Raw genomic sequence first — 17,450 nt, forward strand, 5'->3', positions numbered from 1 at the left:
AAAAAACTTAATCAGCCACGGAGACTCAGATTAGCACGGAAAAAGCCATTCTTGTGCAGTGGTTCGTATCCTCACGGATCAATTGCGATATGCCAGTGGATCTGTAACACAGAGTGACGACATGGATTAAAAAACAACTCCTCGTTAATCCGTACATCTGTGGCTAAAAATATAACCGCATAAAAAAACCTCCCGATTTTTACATCGGGAGGCCTGATCTTAGGTTTATAAGGTAATCCTTGGGTGTTTTGATCTTATTTGTATAGGTAATTCATTGCAATTACGTCGTTTGCATTAAAGGTGCGATTGCCACCATTAGAGCAAGCTAACATAAAGGAAGCAGCATCAGGAGAAGAGGGAGTTCCGGGAATCCTTACCGCGCCAACATTTGATGCGCCTTCGTTTCCTGCGCCACTTGATCCACAGCTAAATGCACGGTTCATGTAATCAGTATGGCGGAAACCAATACAGTGACCAACTTCGTGCTGAAGAACAGAAGCCAGGTACAATAAATTAGGATTTGCACCATAAGCTGCAGCATTGGTGTTCATTTTAACCTGGTTAAAAGGCGCGCCTGATGAAGTAGGGAAGCCTGATGAGCCTAAAGTAATAAAACCGCCGCTCGGACCTTCGTTAAAGCCAACAATGTCGATGTTTCCTTTTGCACTTCCGCTAGCTCTTTGGAAAGTAAGGCGTAAGCCTAAAGAATTGTATCTCGAAATCATGGTGTTTACTGCATCGCTATATACTTGTGGTAAATTAGTAACCGATATCGTAACAACGCGTGGTAAAGATTTAACTACGTTTGTGGTTCGGTACTGCTCGGTTTCGGCAATGTTTAAATTTGCACCGGTTGAAGTTTCAGTTAAATTATCTTCAGTTAAAAGAATATCGCCTTCAACTAAATAACCTTCGCCTACCTTGCGGATATTATCCGTGCTGAAGCCTAAAGATTTGATCTGTGATAATTTGTCAGCTGAAATATCAGTCTTGTTTTCTACCGCATTTTCTGTATTATTACTCTTACAAGAGTATAGAGTAGTGAACAAAAGACATAGTGCTGTAATTGATAAAAATTTGGATGTTTTCATCTTGTTTAGGTTTGATTTTTTTTAAATTGAATAAGTTAGTTAATAAAATTGGTGGATTACCTTATAAATCCTAATTTAGGGAAGATAATCGATGTAAACAAAATTTTATAATAAAATAATAATTGAAAGTCAATACTGTATTTTTAGTTTTATGTTTTTGTCTGTCTGTAATTCGTTTAAACGCACAGATACAACCTGGGGGAATAGAAAAATATTTTGAAAAATATATTGCCAAAGCGCCAGTTTCTTCAAAAATAAATAGCGATCGCCCCATTTTGGTCAGGTTTAACCATGTGTTAACAGCGGCTGAAATCAAATTATTAAACCCTAAAAAAAGGCTTTCAGGAGATTATTTTATCGTACAGCAATCAGCTCTTTCAATGCTCTCCGGGAATGTGGTTTCGCAAGAACAGGCTAATGGACTCTGGAAGGTGAGTGACCGGTTGATGAAAGTGCTTAATAAGGCAGGTAAAAGGAAGGATTCTTTACTGGTAAGACTGGCCTTTAAAAATATAGATGCATTAGCCAATACTGCTAAAGGTTTAAATATAAAATCATTAGATCAGGTTAACCATATTTACAGCGTTTATATTTCACCGGCCGATCTGATTACGCTATTGGAGCAGGATGATGTTTTATATGCCGATGTTATACCTGTTGCCAAAGCGGAAATTGTAATTAACGGGCTTGATCTTGGCTTAAACCAGATTTCGAATGCACATAGCCTTTTCCCTGGTGTTGATGGTTCAGGAATTAGCCTTTCTTTTAAAGAAGACATGTACGATGCAGCTGATCTGGATTTACTTGGAAAGACAGTGCCTGGTGCAGTGATTGGTAAAAAAATTACTTCCCACGCTACCATTATGGCCACCCTGGCATTGGGAAATGGCAACTCTTTTATCCGGGGTTTGGGTGCAGCCCCTAAGGCTAAACTGGCGTATTCTAGTTTTGATAACCTCATGCCCGATCCGGTAGTTGATCTGAACAAACTGCAGATCAGGGTTCAAAACCATTCGTATGGTACTGATATTGATAACGATTACGGTATGGAAGCCGCCGCTTATGATAAACAGATTTTTGAAACCGACACCCTGATCCATGTTTTTTCTGCCGGAAATAAAGGAACATCAACACCCTCTGTAGGTTTATATCAGGGGATGACTGCCAGGGCCAATTTAACAGGTAATTTTAAACAGGCCAAAAATTTACTGGTGATCGGTGGGATCAACCGTGAAAACATTTCCGAAAACCTGAGCAGCAAGGGCCCGGCTTATGATGGACGTGTAAAACCTGAGCTTGTAGCCCTGGGTGAAGACGGAACATCAGGCTCTGCCGCCATTACCAGTGGTTCGATTGCTTTATTGGAGCAGTTTTATCAGCAGAAATATAAAAAGGCAGCTTCTGCGGCATTAATCCGGGCAACTTTAATTAATTCGGCTGATGACCTCGGTATACCACAAGTTGATTTTTTGTATGGTTATGGTAAATTAAATGTAGCCCAATCTTTAAAAACACTGGATGAAAACCGGGTAGCTTTATATCATGTAAATAAAAATCAGGATTTGGTGGTGCCTTTATCTATTCCAGCAAATGTAGCTGGGGTTAAATTAACCATTACCTGGAATGATCCGCCAGCAACTGTTAATGCAGCACAAAGTTTGGTTAACGGACTGGATTTAAGTCTCGAAAATCCCTCAGGAAGTATAGTCCTCCCATGGGTTTTAAGTAATTACCCTCATTTAGATTCGCTTGCTAAACCAGCTGTACGTAAGGCAGATCTAATTAATACTGTTCAACAAGTTAGTTTGGATAATCCTGTTGAAGGAATTTATAATATTCATATTAAGGGTAATCGCATTACACTGGGAAACAATCAGGCTTTTGCGCTGGCTTATCGTTATACTTTTAAAAATGCTTTTTCTTTTATCAGTCCTGATAAAGCGGGCTATATTTTTGCCAATGAAAGTAATTATATCCGCTGGGAGAATACCTATACCGCTAAAACCGGAAATTTATCCGTAAGTTATGATGATGGAGCAACCTGGAAATCAATCGCCCAAAATGTAGACCTTAATAAAGGCTTTTACAATTGGATAACACCGGATCTGTTTTCGAAAGCGATGATTAAAATGGAATTTGATGGCAATGCAATATTGAGCCAGTCTTTTGTGATTTCGAGCCCAAGGATGTTAAAAGTTGGCTATGCTTGTAAAGATGGCATTGCTTTAAACTGGAATCCTCAGCCTGGCGCTAAAGATTATACACTGTATAACATTGTGGATAATGTACTGTCTCCGGTATTAACTTTAACAGATACCATCATAAAGCTGGATATAGCCAAAGTTGCAGCTAAATATTTTGCTGTTTCGGCCAATGGGGCAGGTTTCTCGGGCTTAAAAAGTTATACCATCGATTATACTCAGCAGGGAATTTCCTGTTATGTAAGGAATTTGTTTGCATCGGTAACAGATGATAACCGCATAAGGCTGGATCTGAGTATAGGAAGTACTTTGGATTTAAAGAACATCACCTGGGAAAAGCAAACAGGTGTTAATACCTTCAGTGTATTGCAGCAAACTAAACCAGTCGCAAATCAACTCGATTATACCATTTTTGACGATAAACCAAAAGAAGGTACCCAGTTTTATCGTGTAACCTTCGAAACGGCCAATGGGCAGGTGCAAAGCGATCTGGTTTCGGCAGTATTCCTCAAGGCAGACCAGTTTTCTTTCTTTCCTAATCCCGTAGCCGATTATTTAACCATTCTCAGCGGATCTTTCGAAGATTATAGCCTATCGATTTTTAATATCCTGGGGCAGAAGGTTTTCGAAGAAAAGGCCACAAGTTCGAATAAATTTGCCCTTAATGCATTATCAACGGGTGTTTACGTGGGGGTGATTAATAAAAACGGGCAGCAGTTGAAGAAATTTAAGTTGATTAAGCAATAAAGCTTAGTCTCTATTGAAGTCGTCATCTCGAGATAGATATATCCGCTACGGTCGAGAGGACGGCGCTTTCCTCATAAATCTGTGTGATCAGCGGGAAATATTTTACTTATGGTATATCCCTTAGATTTAAGAAAATAAATACAGAAGGTTATAGTTTCTTTGCATAAAATATATCCTTATTTATCGGACTTATTACTTGTGGAATCCGATGGTGTTCTTAATATGTACACATGTGGGCGATTATATTCTTTAATATAATGGATCAGGTTTTTTCTATCGCAATCTGATAAAGTATCAATTTTTTTTAGCCATTGTTTTGTAATAGGAGCATCTTTATACAAACTAAGATTTTTTTTATGTTTAACGATAAACAAAAAATCTCTTAATTTTAGACTATCCATGTCAGAAACCTCTTTCATGGTAAACACATTAGGTCCAACCCTTTCATCTGCTAAAGTATGGCAACTTGTGCAGCTAATACCCTGTCCAAGCTTCTCGGACTTTTCTGTATCTACTTTACAGGTGTCAGTTTTGTTTTTAACCAGCACATCAGTTTTATCATTGTTTCTGCAATTTAAGGCAATTAAAACCATTAAGAAACTACCTAAACTTAGCTTTGTTATATTTAAATCCATTGGTAATCAGTTAATGCTATTTTTATTTATCGGGTATTGTACATCTTAAGGAGTATTTGTTATATACACATGAGGTCGGTTATACTGTTTTATAAAATGTATTAAATTCTTTCGATCACATTCTGACAAGCTATCGATCTTTTTGATCCTGAAATTTAAAGTGGGTTCTTTTTTAAAGTACCCATTATGTTTGCTGAGGAATATGAAATCACTTAATTTAAGGCTATCTATTCTTGATAATTCTGGAAAAGAAGGAACATTTAAGAGATTTCTTTTCTCATGAGCTGTATGACAGCCAGAACATCCTACATTAAATTCAAGATTATTTCCCTTAGCCAAATCCAGAGTTACACAGTCATCTATTATCTTTTTTGGTTGAATTTTGATTGTCTCAGATTTATATTTTTTATTTTCAGTACAGCTAACTGCTAAAAAAATAATTAAAAAACTATCTAAACTTAGCTTTGTTATATTTAAATGCATTAGTAGGGGAGTTTAGAACTTACGCTTATTTTTTAGGTATAGTATCTTTAACATCTTCAGGGGTTCTTAATATGTACACATGTGGGCGATTATATTCTTTAATATAATGGATCAGGTTTTTTCTATCGCAATCTGATAAACTATCTAAAGTCTTAATTTTATGATTTAAGAATGGTTCCTTTTTGAAGTATCCTTTATGCTTGCTAATGAAGATAAAGTCTCTTAGTTTTAGGCTGTCTATTTTTGATAGCTCAATGTAAGAGGGTACGTGAGAATAAATTCTTTTTTCCTGTTGAGCATGGCAACTTCTGCAGCCGATACTAAATTCTAGCTCACTTCCTTTTGCAGGGTATAAAGCACCGCAAGTATCAGAAAACATTTTAGCATGATTTTTAGTGGCTACTTCTTTATTTTTACCTGTGCAGCCAATAATAAATAAGATAATTAGGAAACTACCTAAACTTAGCTTTGTTATATTTAAATCAATTGGTGGGGTTGTTTAAAAATTTCCGTAAATTTTCTGCTGTATTTAAAGTTGGGTTGGCATAAGCACCATCAGACATATCAACCAAACCTCTCATTAAGTATGCATTCATTATTGATAATTCACTCAATGAAATCATGTTATTGTTTATACCTGCAACTTCGGCCATTAGACTTTTTCTGCTTGAAGCCCCCTTAATATGTTCTAAACCTAAAGTATGAAAAAATTCGTGCATACTAATATTCGGATATTTACACCAGTCGTTGTAAACAACAGTAGCTGGCCCTCCTTGTCTTAATGTTAATCCGCTTGTAGTTAAATTATCAGTTTTGAAACAAATCCGATCTACCACTGCCAAAACAAAATCATTACCTGATAATTGGCTTAATCTGTTAATTTTTTTAAGTTTTACAATGTAATTAATCCTATACCGAACGTTATATGTTGCCATGGTGTTTATATTAAATTTGTTGGCCTTTGTATCATAATTCGATAAATATCTGTTATGCTCCATCGTTTCTCCCCTAAGCTTATTGGTAATATTGTGCTGGGTATATGCCATTAAATTATTTAGTTTAGGCACCCCAGTGCTGGTTAAGTCAAACACTTTTATGGTAATCGTTACATCGCCTGTTACCAAAAGCTCGGGCATTTTGCCAGGCATATGCGATTGTTGTATCCTTAATCCATTACAGGTAATGCCGCCAGAAAGTTTTCTGCCCTGGGCAAAAGAAACCTTCATTAATAATTGACCGAGCGTTACCTTGGCTAATTATTAATACTTCGGTGGATTGTAAAAGATGTTTCAGTAGTCGGTAAAATCTGAACCAATAAAAGGTTTAGATATTGCAGGTCGTTTTTCATCCGTTTAAATTTTAATTAATCAAAAAATAATGTGGGATGAATACGTTTTAAGGGATAGTTTTGATAAAAACGTAAACTAATATACAAATAAATAAAATATATGTGCCTGATTACTTAGAACAATATTCAGTTACAGTTAATCTATTTAGCATTTTCTTCGTATTTTTCAGCAAATGCGACCATAAATAAAACCAATTCCTTATAAATGAAAAAAATACTACTATATTCAGGCTGTGTGCTCCTTTTCTTTGGCGCTTGTAAACAAAGTGTTCAAAGTAGCAGTGATGGTGTCGATTCTTTAGCCATTAAAACCATTAATGATACAAGTTTAACCCAATATTTATCGGTTATTGCCGCTGATAGTTTGCAGGGAAGAAAACCTTTCACCAGTGGTGAAACCAAAACCATTAATTATTTAAAGGCGCAGTTTGAAAAATTGGGGCTGGAACCTGGTAATGGCAACAGTTTTTTTCAGGAAGTGCCTATGGTTGAGATTAAATCGATACCGGAAGATAAAATGGTTTTGAAAGGAAAAACATCCTCTTTAACCTTAAACTATCTAACTGATTTTGTGGCCGGAACCCGTCGTGTACAAAATGAAGTAAGTATTGGCAATTCGCCGTTGGTTTTTGCTGGTTATGGCATTGTAGCGCCAGAATATGGTTGGAACGATTATGCTAATCTCGATGTAAAAGGAAAAACCGTAGTGGTGTTGATTAACGATCCTGGTTTTGCCGATTCTACTTTGTTTAAAGGTAAAAATATGACTTATTATGGTCGCTGGACCTATAAATTTGAAGAAGCAGCGCGTCAGGGTGCAACAGGGATTATCATTGTACACGATACTGAACCTGCTGCCTACCCCTGGACGGTGGTGCGCAGTGGCTGGTCGAAATCTAAACTTACTTTGCAAAGTGAAGATAACGGTATGAACAGGGCAGTGGTAGAAGGCTGGATTACTTTAGATAAAGCAAAACAACTATTTGCAATGGATGGTAAATCTTTCGGTCAATTGGCGCTTAATGCCCGTAAAAAAGGTTTTAAAGCGGTCGGTTTAAATGTGACCATCTCTTTAAAAGTAAAAAATACCATCAAAAAATCCGTTACTTATAATGTGCTGGCTAAAATACCCGGCGATAAACGTGAAGATGAAGCCATTATTTATTCTGCGCATTGGGATCATTTAGGTGTTGGAGAAAAAATAAAAGGCGATTCTATTTATAATGGAGCAGTTGATAATGCTACAGGTGTTGCCGCCTTGTTTGAAATTGCCGCTGCATTTAAAAAACTGCCGAAAGTTCAGGGCCGCACCATTTTGTTTATTTCATACACGGCAGAAGAACAAGGTTTGTTGGGATCCGAATATTATGCCAAACACCCTACTTTTCCTTTAGCTAAAACGGTTGCTAACATTAATATGGATATGATGGGCATTGCCGGTAAAACGAAAGATATTGTGGTATATGGTTTCGGGCAATCAGAACTGGAAGATTATGCAGCTGTAGCTGCTAAAAAACAGGGGAGGGTGATTGTTCCGGATCCTGTTCCATCATCTGGACTATATTACCGTTCTGATCATTTTAACCTGGCCAAAGTTGGTGTACCTTCCTTATTTACCGGTTCGGGTGTAGATAATGTTAAAAATGGCAGGGAATGGGGATTAAAGCAGGTGGCCGATTTTACCAAATTCCGTTACCATTCGCCACAGGATAATTTCGATGCCAAAACCTGGGATTTATCTGGTATTATAGAAGATGTACGTTTGCTTTTTGATATGGGTTACCGCATCAGCAACGAAGATTCTTACCCGAAATGGAAAGACGGATCCGAATTTAAAGCCATCAGGGAGAAGAAATAAAACAAAAAGCGTCCCGATTTTATTATCGGGACGCTCCTTGAAAAAAAGTCATTTATTAAAATTTCCCGAAGGGAAAATTAATTAAAAGTAGAACTGAACACCTAATCTTGGTGCGAAAGTATCAGCATTTAAGCCAAAGCTGTTTGATTTTACTTTAGCGCCTGTTCCTTCAGCTTTAAAAGTATAGTTTTCGTAGCTTAAACCTTTAACTGAAAGCTCGATACCGATTCTTTTAGTAGGGAAGAAAGCAAAACCTGGAGCAACTTCTACACCGATTTTGGTAGTAGTACCTAATTTAACTGAGTTATCGCCGTTAGCATCAGTTGCTTTTAACTGACCGAAAGCCAAAGGCACAGATAACTGTCCGAAGAACTTAAACTGATCTGATAAACCAACATAATAACGACCGAACGGAGCAACTTTAAAAGCACCATCTTGTGTTTTCTCGCTTACTGTTTTATTGTATTCGTAACCAACACCGGTACCGATTGCAAAATTGTTGCTGATAAAATAACCAACACTTGGTAATACTGTAAAGCTGAAATCTGCTTTTGGAGCGCCGTCAACTTTTGTAGAGTTTACACCTACGTTACCGCCTAACATAAAATTTCCTTTTTCAGTTTGTGCTTGTACACCATAAACTAAACCTGCTACTGCTACTAAAGATAATAATAGTTTTTTCATCTTTTTTATTATTTATTTGTTATTAAAATATAGTCAATTTTACTGTTTTAATGTCTGACTATATTCGCCTAAAAGTCAACACTTGTGCCAAAAAACTCTGTCTACGTCATCAAAAAATCAGTTTTTGGTCAACTGCTTAACTTACAAACAGATGTAAATTTAATGTTAACTCAATATTATTTTCGTGTGACGTAAAATCAATCGATTGATTAATTTTTTAGGCATGACAAATTGACAATCTGACTTTTTTTGTATAAATGTCAGATTTTTAAGTACCAGAAATGACAGGTTTTTAAGAAAGCTTTAGTAAAGTGGCAATTAAACTTTACATGCCGAAATCAGATTTTCTATTTTCTTTTGGATAATACTGATTGTCCGCTCATCCGTTAAATTCCCTTCAGCGTCGAATTTATTTTGTGCCTGGGCGATCAATACTTCGGGTTGTAAAACAGGGTTCATATTTAAAAAGGTAAAAACCGGGAGAAACGCGGTTTGCATCCTAACCGTTCCCCACATGCCCTGTGTAGCGCCCATTACGGCAACAGGTTTATGCATCAATGGCGAATCTTTTCCGCGGCTGGCCCAGTCGATGGCATTTTTCAATCCACCAGGAATAGAATAATTATATTCAGGAGAAGCAATAATAAAAGCGTCTGCGTTGGCCAGGGCATCTCTGAATTTGACTACGCTTGCTGGTCGTTCTTCGGTTTCGGGCAAATCGTGGTCTGCATTATAAACAGGGATATCATCAAAAGTTACCATTTCAAATGTAATGCCCTCCGGGATTAAACTACCTGCAACTTTTAATAACATCTGATTGTAAGAACCTTTTCTTAAGCTTCCACATAAACCAACAATTTTTCTATTCTTTTCCATAGCTATAAAACCGAAACTTTATAAAAATGTTTGGTTTTTGCAAGGACAATGCGTGTCGTTTAAAAATTTATAATCGCTATTTTTGACGGTATAAGCATTACCTATTATGAATGAACAAAGTTCTACCACATCAATTATTGAAAAAACCGTTTTCCCGATCCTTTTTGCGCTCAGTTTTTCGCACCTGTTAAACGATACCATCCAATCTTTAATCCCGGCCATTTACCCCATTATTAAAACCAGTTATCATTTAAGCTTTTCGCAGATTGGTTTAATTACATTAACTTTTCAATTGGCGGCATCGCTGTTACAACCTTTTGTTGGTTTATATACCGATAAAAAGCCCCAGCCATATTCGCTGGCAATAGGCATGGGTTTTACCCTGATCGGTTTGATTTCGCTATCGCAATCGGCCCATTTTTACACCATGCTGCTTTCTGTTGCTTTTATTGGTATCGGTTCTTCCATTTTTCACCCGGAGGCTTCGAGGATGGCACATGCTGCATCAGGAGGAAAGAGGGGACTGGCACAATCTGTTTTTCAGCTGGGTGGTAACGCAGGCAGTTCATTAGGACCTTTATTAGCGGCCTGGATCATCGTACCTTACGGGCAGTTCAGTGTAATCTGGTTTTCAGTAATTGCGCTTCTGGCCATTGTTATTTTAACCTATGTAGGTAACTGGTATAGGGGCTTTATGCTTTCGAGAAGTAAAAAAGTGAGCATCCAAACGGTTGTGAACCAGTTTTCGAAAAATAAGGTCATCTTCTCCGTGTGTATTTTATTGCTGTTAATCTTCTCCAAATACTTTTACATGGCGAGTTTAACCAATTATTTTACTTTTTACCTGATCGATAAATTCCATGTTTCGGTACAGACTTCGCAGATATATTTATTTGTGTTTCTATTCTCTGTAGCTGCAGGTACTTTACTGGGTGGCCCGATTGGTGATAAAATAGGGAGAAAATATGTGATTTGGGCATCGATATTGGGTACAGCACCCTTTGCATTATTGTTGCCACATGCCAGCCTGTTTTGGATCGGTGTGCTTATTGTTCCCATCGGAATGATTTTAGCCTCGGCATTTTCGGCCATACTGGTTTATGCTCAAGAGCTGATTCCCGGGAAAGTTGGTTTGGTTGCAGGTTTATTTTTCGGCTTTGCCTTTGGTATGGGGGGGATTGGTTCAGCCTTATTAGGGAAACTGGCCGATTCTACAAGCATTGAATATGTGTTTAATGTTTGTGCGTTTCTGCCTTTAATTGGTTTGTTAACTGGTTTCTTGCCGAACATTGAAACAAAGAAGAAATAGGAGAATACGATCTCTTTAAAATAAATTTTGTCATCCCGAGGGATAATTTATGGTATAAAAATCAAGATGAGAGACAAGAGAGTTTAAGTAAATTAATTTCCTCTGGGTATCTTCACTTCGGGCGTAGTGCAACGCAGCCGAGAAATCTATCTTCCCTTTTAATTTGACTTATAGTTCTCTCCACTCCGCATTGCTTCGGTGGAGAGGACGACTTTACTATTGGAGCCTGTTAATGGTAGCGCTCAGAATTTTGCAACTACATTGGAAGCTTAATAACAGTGCGTAGAATCGTTATTGCCAGTTCGACTGGCAATCGTAATGCCTTGGTAGGGGGGCAGGTTGCATTAAGATTAGCTTCGCTGAGCACTTCGTGGATCCCGCGCAGTCCTATCGTATGGACACAATTAATTATAAAGATTCTTTTCCCGCTCTATGCCGCGGCGGCAAGGTAGTTTTTCACAGTTAATGTTGTTTTTAATGGTGTTCAAGAATGCTGCGCATTTTGGGGCGCCAAAGTACCCAAAGCGCTTTGTCAATCTGGCAATCTGGCTTCTTACCATCCCACGCTCATCAAAAAAACAGCGGCAATTGTTTTGCTCGTTTCTGCTCAATGAAAGTTTGAGTGATATTTTCACAAAACCACTGCGTTTCAGGTTTGGTAGTGCAAGTTGTCCTATTGTGCAACTGTTTTTTTTGATCCTTCCGCCACTTGGGATTGACGGGCGTGCTTCGGTAAGGGCTGTGTTATTTCAAAGCAAGCTAGCATAACGCCACAAAAATTTAAAAAAGATGTGTCCACACCATAGGCCTGTGCGGGAATGACGCCAATCTTTAAATCTGTCATTAATAGCCTGTCGAAGGAATAGCTTAATGTATTATGCTTTAGCGTTTCGACAGGCTCAATATGATAAATTCGATTTGAGGTTAACTTTGTAAGACAGCCTCTATATGTTTAAAAGTGGAAGTTAAATCCTAGAAATGGATTAAAAGTGTTGAAACCGAAGTTAAATGCTTCTGCTTCGTACCAGGTATTTGTTGGTGATTGACCATCATAGTCAGTTTTATTGTATGACAAAAGGGAGAAGCCAAGTTCTACGCCCAATTTTTTAGTGGGAAAAAATGCCAGCCCTGGTCTGATCGATGCATTATATTGCGTAAATTTTGTATTTGGTGTAAGGTTGTAGTTATAAGGCCCTTCATAGGTTTCATTAGTTTTTACGAACCCAATTGTTCCGCTAATCTGGCCGAATGCTTTAAGTTTATCAACTATATCTATATAATACCTCACCATAGGGCCTACCGAAAAACTTTTTTGCTTACTTGTTCTTGTATAAGTTAAATTATTATTAGAATCAAAATTGTTGTTGAAATTTTTGCTATAACCTGCACCTGCTGTTAATCCAATCGCTAAGTTTTTAGAGAAAAAATGGGCATAACTCGGATTGATGCCATAAAAATTTGTTTTTTCGTAATTAGGCGATTTAGTTTCAGACGAAGAGATACTTAAACTTCCTCCAATCAAGTTGTCTCCTTTTTCGGTTTGAGCATTGGCTGCCATGGCGATGGCGCATACCGCTACCAGCATTAATAATTGTTTTTTCATTTTCATTTGTGTTTTTTGTGTATCCAATGATAAAATAAAAAAATGAAATAAAAACTATGTTGTTAGTTGTTTTGTTTTAATTTATTGATTATCAGTGATAAATAAAAACACCGATACGTTTGTGTGATCGGTGTTGGATGATAAAAATGACTGTATTATAATTTTACTTCGAATTTGCATTCAGGATAAAATAATACAGTTCGGTAGGAGAGAAGTTTAAATCGCTACCTGTTTTACCTGTAATTGATTTGAGTTCCCCATTTTCCTCAGGGAAAATGCTTTTATAGTATTCGATCTCTGCACCGCCTATAGATTTGATTTTTCCATTTTCTTCGGGAAAAATGCTTTTGTAATATTCGATGGAAATATTGCCAATTGATTTGATTTTCCCATTTTCTTCAGGGAATATGCTTCGGTAATATTCGATAGTCATATCTCCGATTGACTTGACCTTTCCGTTTTCTTCAGGAAAAATGCTTTTAGAATATTCTATTTTTTTATCGCCTATTGATTTAATTTTACCGTTTTCCTCCGGAAAAATACTTTTATAGTATTCAAATTTCTTATCTCCAATAGATTTAATCTTGCCATTTTCTTCGGGAAAAATACTTTTGTAGTATTCAAAGTTGGTATTGCCGATTGATTTGATCTTTCCATTTTCTTCCGGGAAAATACTTTTGTAATATTTTACTTCTTTAGTCTGGGCCTTTGCATTAAATGCATAAGTTAAAAGCAAGACTAAACTTAATGCTTTTAAGCTGAGCTGGTTAAATATATTTTTCATTTTATTGCATGTTAAAAATGGTAATTGAAGGTTACAGTTGGTGTGAAATTCTGGAGTGCCAGCCTTAAATTATTGGTTTTGTCGTAATTATAAAGCGATTCTTCAGCATAATAATTTTGATGGAAAAAGGTTACAATAGGTACCGAAAATTCCAATGCAGCATGTTTGGATATGAAATAGGTAAAACCAGGGCTTACGCTTGCACCCCATCCCTTTATTTTGGCGTCAGTACGGATCAGGTAACCCTCTTCATCAACCCTGTTAAAAGTATTGATTTGAAGCAGCAGGTTAGCCTGCATAAAAAACTTGAAGCGCTCTTTAACATCAATGTATTTGCGTACGAAAGGAGAGATGCCAAGGCTAAATTCCTTTACACCACGCTGTTCTTCGTAAAATCCGTATTCATCATTCCATGCGATGTAACTTTCGCCCCTGAGCTTCGAAAGGTTTAACGGAATTTCTAGGCCAATGGCAAAGTTATTGGCTAAAAAGTACCCGCCTCTGGGTGTTAAGGTAAATGTGTTTAAACTGGCTGATGAATTATTTTGTTTGGAAGTTCCAAAACTCAGGCTTCCGCCAACAAAGCCGGTTCCTTTTTCAGTTTGGGCATAACAGCGCCAACTCACGGCGCATAGCAGCGCCATAATGATTAATTTAGGTTTCATTTTATTTGTGTTTTTGTGTGTAATCAATAATAATCATTATTGAATTAAAAAACAAGAAAATGAACTATCATATTAGTTACGTTAAGGCTGTTTTTGAATTAGGATTCGATGCGCGAACGAACCCGCTGAGGGGCGTCATTGCGAGAAGGCTTTTTCAGCCGACGAAGCAATCTTAAACTATGGGTTATAGCAATTGTTGTAAGATTGCTTCCCCGACATTGGGACAGGCTGTCGTGCCTCCTTGTAATGACGACTTTCCTTATAGATCTCTCTCCCGAATTTTCGGGACATTCCATCCGATAACTATCGGATCGAGATGGCGAAATTTTGTTTTTAAAGTAACTTAGTTTTTAAACAAAAAAATCCCATCCCGATTTTATCAGGATGGGATTTAATTTATCGATATGTTTTAATCCGCTTTCTGGTTCAGGAACACAAAATTATGATCAAACATGTCCAGCTTAATTTTGCTGTCTTTATCTATCTTACCAGCCAGTATCTCTTTCGACAGCTCGTTTAAGATTCTTTTTTGGATTACCCTTTTTAGCGGTCTGGCACCAAATTGCGGATCGTAACCCAATTGTGCCAACCAATCCAAAGCTTCATCACTGGCTTCCATTTCTATACCCATCTCTGCCAGCGTTTGCTGTACATGTTTAAACTGTAAGCTCACAATATTTCTGATTTCGCTGCGGTTTAACGGGGTAAACATAATCAGCTCATCAATCCTGTTTAAAAACTCCGGACGAATGGTTTGTTTCAATACCTCAAACAGTTCGTTTTTGGTTTTGGCAATTACTTCATCGCGGTTTTCGTCGCTTAAATTTTTAAAATTATCCTGAATCAAATGCGCACCAATGTTAGATGTCATGATGATGATGGTATTTTTAAAATTCACTGTTCTGCCTTTGTTATCGGTTAAACGGCCATCATCCAATACCTGCAACAGGATGTTAAATACATCCGGATGGGCTTTTTCAATCTCATCAAGCAATACCACCGAGTAGGGTTTGCGTCTAACGGCTTCCGTTAACTGTCCACCTTCATCATAACCTACATATCCCGGAGGCGCTCCAATCAACCGCGAAACGGCATGGCGTTCCTGATATTCACTCATATCGATACGGGTTAAGGCATTTTCATCGTTGAATAAAAACTCAGCCAAAGCTTTTGCCAATTCTGTTTTACCCACACCAGTTGTACCTAAAAAAATGAAGGAACCAATTGGTTTGCGTTTATCCTGTAAGCCTGCACGCGAACGGCGGATGGCGTCAGAAATGGCTTCAATCGCTTCATCCTGTCCGGCAACACGCTGGTGTAGTTCATCTTCCAGGTTGAGCAGTTTTTCGCGTTCGCTTGCAATCAGTTTGGTAACCGGAATGCCTGTCCAGCGGCCCACTACACCCGCAATATCATCGGCAGTAACTTCCTCCTTAAGCATGCGGCTGTCCGTTTGCTGGCTTTCTAAATCGGCTTTAAGTTTTTCAACTTTATCTTGTGCTTCTTTAATTTTCCCGTAACGGATTTCGGCCACTTTGCCATAATCTCCTGCACGTTCTGCCTGTTCTGCTTCTAATTTATAATGTTCAATCTGCTCTAACTCGTTATTTACCGCGTCTACCAGGTCTTTTTCACCTTGCCATTTGGCTTTCAATTCGTCACGTTCTGCTGATAAATTGGCAATCTCTTCCGAAAGTTCTTTAACTTTTCTGTCGTCTTTTTCGCGTTTAATAGCTTCGCGTTCAATTTCTAAACGCATAATCTCACGGTCTAAGGCATCAACATTTTCTGGCACGCTATCCATCTCCATGCGTAATTTAGACGCAGCCTCATCCATTAAATCGATGGCTTTATCCGGTAAGAAACGATCGGCAATATACCGCTGACTCATTTCTACAGCTGCAATAATCGCCTCATCTTTAATCCTAACCTTATGGTGTGTTTCGTAACGCTCTTTTAATCCGCGGAGGATCGAAATGGCATCCTGGGTATCAGGTTCTTCAACCATAACCTTTTGGAAACGGCGCTCTAAAGCTTTATCTTTTTCAAGGTATTTTTGGTATTCATCCAAAGTGGTTGCACCAATGGCACGTAATTCGCCACGGGCAAGGGCAGGTTTTAAAATGTTTGCGGCATCCATTGCACCTTCGCCACCGCCAGCACCTACCAAAGTGTGGATCTCGTCGATAAACAGTACAATTTCGCCATCGCTTTGGCTAACTTCTTTTACAACGGCTTTTAAACGTTCTTCAAACTCGCCTTTGTATTTTGCACCGGCAATAAGCGAACCCATATCAAGCGAATAAACCACTTTGCTTTTCAGGTTTTCGGGCACATCACCTTTTATAATCCTGAACGCGATACCTTCTGCAATGGCGGTTTTACCCACGCCAGGCTCGCCAATTAATATCGGGTTATTTTTGGTTCTACGCGATAAAATCTGGATTACCCGACGGATTTCTTCATCGCGACCGATTACTGGATCCAATTTTCCGCTCTCCGCATACTCATTCAGGTTCCGGGCGTATTTGCTTAAGGCCTGGTAAGTAGCTTCGGCATTTTGATCGGTTACACGGTTATCGCCACGCAATTCTGTAATGGCTTTTTTAAGGTCTTTTTCGTTAACACCCTGCTCTTTTAATAATTTTGAAGTATTATCGTTAACGGCAAGAATACCCAATAACAAATGTTCTACGGAAACAAATTCATCTTTAAATTCTTTTAAAAATGTTTGCGCTTTCTGCAAAACGCTATTGGCATTTGATGACAGATAGACATTGCTTCCGCTCACTTTCGGGAATTTGGCAATCTCTGCATCTAAGTTTTGATTTAGTGAATTTAGGTTAACATTCAGTTTCTTTAAAACATAAGAAACCACGTTTTCATCAACAGTAAGCAAACCTTTAAGCAGGTGTGCCGTTTCAATAGCCTGTTGCTGATTGCCTTGGGCTATTTCAGAAGCCTGTTGAACTGCTTCCTGGGCTTTTATCGTAAAATTGTTGAAGTTCATATCCGATTTAAGTCAAAACAAATGCCATGTTGATTTTGATTTTAGAATCGGAAATTTTGTCGGTAAGTTTTTGTTTTTAATGACTAAATTGCTGATTTATAGTATTTTATACTGAAGATTTGTCGTGTTGCTTTTAAACCTCACAGGTTTTCGAAA

14 protein-coding genes are annotated in these 17,450 nt (G+C 37.9%); 3 read left to right on the plus strand and 11 right to left on the minus strand.

The features are described from left to right. Window positions 1-254 precede the first annotated feature (254 nt). Window positions 255-1,091: a M57 family metalloprotease gene (locus R2R28_RS02085; RefSeq protein ID WP_316824047.1), complete on the minus strand. Its 837-nt coding sequence runs from the start codon at window positions 1,089-1,091 to the stop codon at window positions 255-257. A 122-nt stretch (window positions 1,092-1,213) separates the two neighbouring features. On the opposite strand from R2R28_RS02085, the gene R2R28_RS02090 reads away from it, so the two are divergent. Next, window positions 1,214-4,039, plus strand: a complete 2,826-nt coding sequence (locus R2R28_RS02090; RefSeq protein WP_316824048.1) for a S8 family serine peptidase — start codon at window positions 1,214-1,216, stop codon at window positions 4,037-4,039. Window positions 4,040-4,215: 176 nt separating this feature from the next. Here R2R28_RS02090 and R2R28_RS02095 read toward each other — a convergent pair whose 3' ends face one another. The 4 genes from R2R28_RS02095 to R2R28_RS02110 form a co-directional block, all read right to left on the minus strand. Further along, a complete protein-coding gene (locus R2R28_RS02095; RefSeq protein WP_316824049.1) occupies window positions 4,216-4,674 on the minus strand; it encodes a c-type cytochrome in 459 nt (152 codons plus the stop codon). Between the two features lie 45 nt (window positions 4,675-4,719). Next, a complete protein-coding gene (locus tag R2R28_RS02100; protein WP_316824050.1) occupies window positions 4,720-5,157 on the minus strand; it encodes a hypothetical protein in 438 nt (145 codons plus the stop codon). Between the two features lie 25 nt (window positions 5,158-5,182). Beyond that, complete coding sequence (locus R2R28_RS02105) at window positions 5,183-5,536, minus strand: c-type cytochrome (RefSeq protein ID WP_316824051.1); 354 nt, start codon at window positions 5,534-5,536, stop codon at window positions 5,183-5,185. Between the two features lie 103 nt (window positions 5,537-5,639). Continuing rightward, window positions 5,640-6,383: a hypothetical protein gene (locus tag R2R28_RS02110; protein ID WP_316824052.1), complete on the minus strand. Its 744-nt coding sequence runs from the start codon at window positions 6,381-6,383 to the stop codon at window positions 5,640-5,642. A gap of 327 nt (window positions 6,384-6,710) precedes the next feature. On the opposite strand from R2R28_RS02110, the gene R2R28_RS02115 reads away from it, so the two are divergent. Beyond that, window positions 6,711-8,363 carry a M28 family metallopeptidase gene (locus R2R28_RS02115; RefSeq protein WP_316824053.1) on the plus strand — a complete coding sequence of 551 codons (1,653 nt, stop codon included), beginning with the start codon at window positions 6,711-6,713 and terminating at the stop codon, window positions 8,361-8,363. An 81-nt stretch (window positions 8,364-8,444) separates the two neighbouring features. Here the strand turns inward: R2R28_RS02115 and R2R28_RS02120 are convergent, their stop codons facing one another. Beyond that, entirely contained in the window at window positions 8,445-9,047 is a 603-nt protein-coding gene (locus R2R28_RS02120) for an outer membrane beta-barrel protein (RefSeq protein WP_316824054.1), read from the minus strand. A gap of 318 nt (window positions 9,048-9,365) precedes the next feature. Further along, window positions 9,366-9,923 (minus strand): NAD(P)H-dependent oxidoreductase, encoded by a 558-nt coding sequence (locus tag R2R28_RS02125; RefSeq protein WP_316824055.1) that lies wholly within the window; start codon window positions 9,921-9,923, stop codon window positions 9,366-9,368. 106 nt (window positions 9,924-10,029) lie between these two features. Here R2R28_RS02125 and R2R28_RS02130 point away from each other — a divergent pair, with 106 nt between their 5' ends. After that, complete coding sequence (locus R2R28_RS02130; RefSeq protein ID WP_316824056.1) at window positions 10,030-11,232, plus strand: MFS transporter; 1,203 nt, start codon at window positions 10,030-10,032, stop codon at window positions 11,230-11,232. A 952-nt stretch (window positions 11,233-12,184) separates the two neighbouring features. Here R2R28_RS02130 and R2R28_RS02135 read toward each other — a convergent pair. The 4 genes from R2R28_RS02135 to clpB all read right to left on the minus strand — a co-directional run bounded on the left by R2R28_RS02135 (window position 12,185) and on the right by clpB (window position 17,294). Next, complete coding sequence (locus R2R28_RS02135) at window positions 12,185-12,835, minus strand: outer membrane beta-barrel protein (RefSeq protein ID WP_316824057.1); 651 nt, start codon at window positions 12,833-12,835, stop codon at window positions 12,185-12,187. A 163-nt stretch (window positions 12,836-12,998) separates the two neighbouring features. Further along, window positions 12,999-13,619, minus strand: coding sequence for a hypothetical protein (locus tag R2R28_RS02140; RefSeq protein ID WP_316824058.1), 621 nt, complete (start codon window positions 13,617-13,619; stop codon window positions 12,999-13,001). Window positions 13,620-13,630: 11 nt separating this feature from the next. After that, window positions 13,631-14,284, minus strand: coding sequence for an outer membrane beta-barrel protein (locus tag R2R28_RS02145; protein ID WP_316824059.1), 654 nt, complete (start codon window positions 14,282-14,284; stop codon window positions 13,631-13,633). 409 nt (window positions 14,285-14,693) lie between these two features. After that, entirely contained in the window at window positions 14,694-17,294 is a 2,601-nt protein-coding gene (gene clpB, locus R2R28_RS02150; RefSeq protein WP_316824060.1) for an ATP-dependent chaperone ClpB, read from the minus strand. Between the last annotated feature and the right edge of the window lie 156 nt (window positions 17,295-17,450).

It is taken from the genome of Pedobacter miscanthi (assembly GCF_032678605.1).
Lineage (GTDB): Bacteria > Bacteroidota > Bacteroidia > Sphingobacteriales > Sphingobacteriaceae > Pedobacter > Pedobacter miscanthi_A.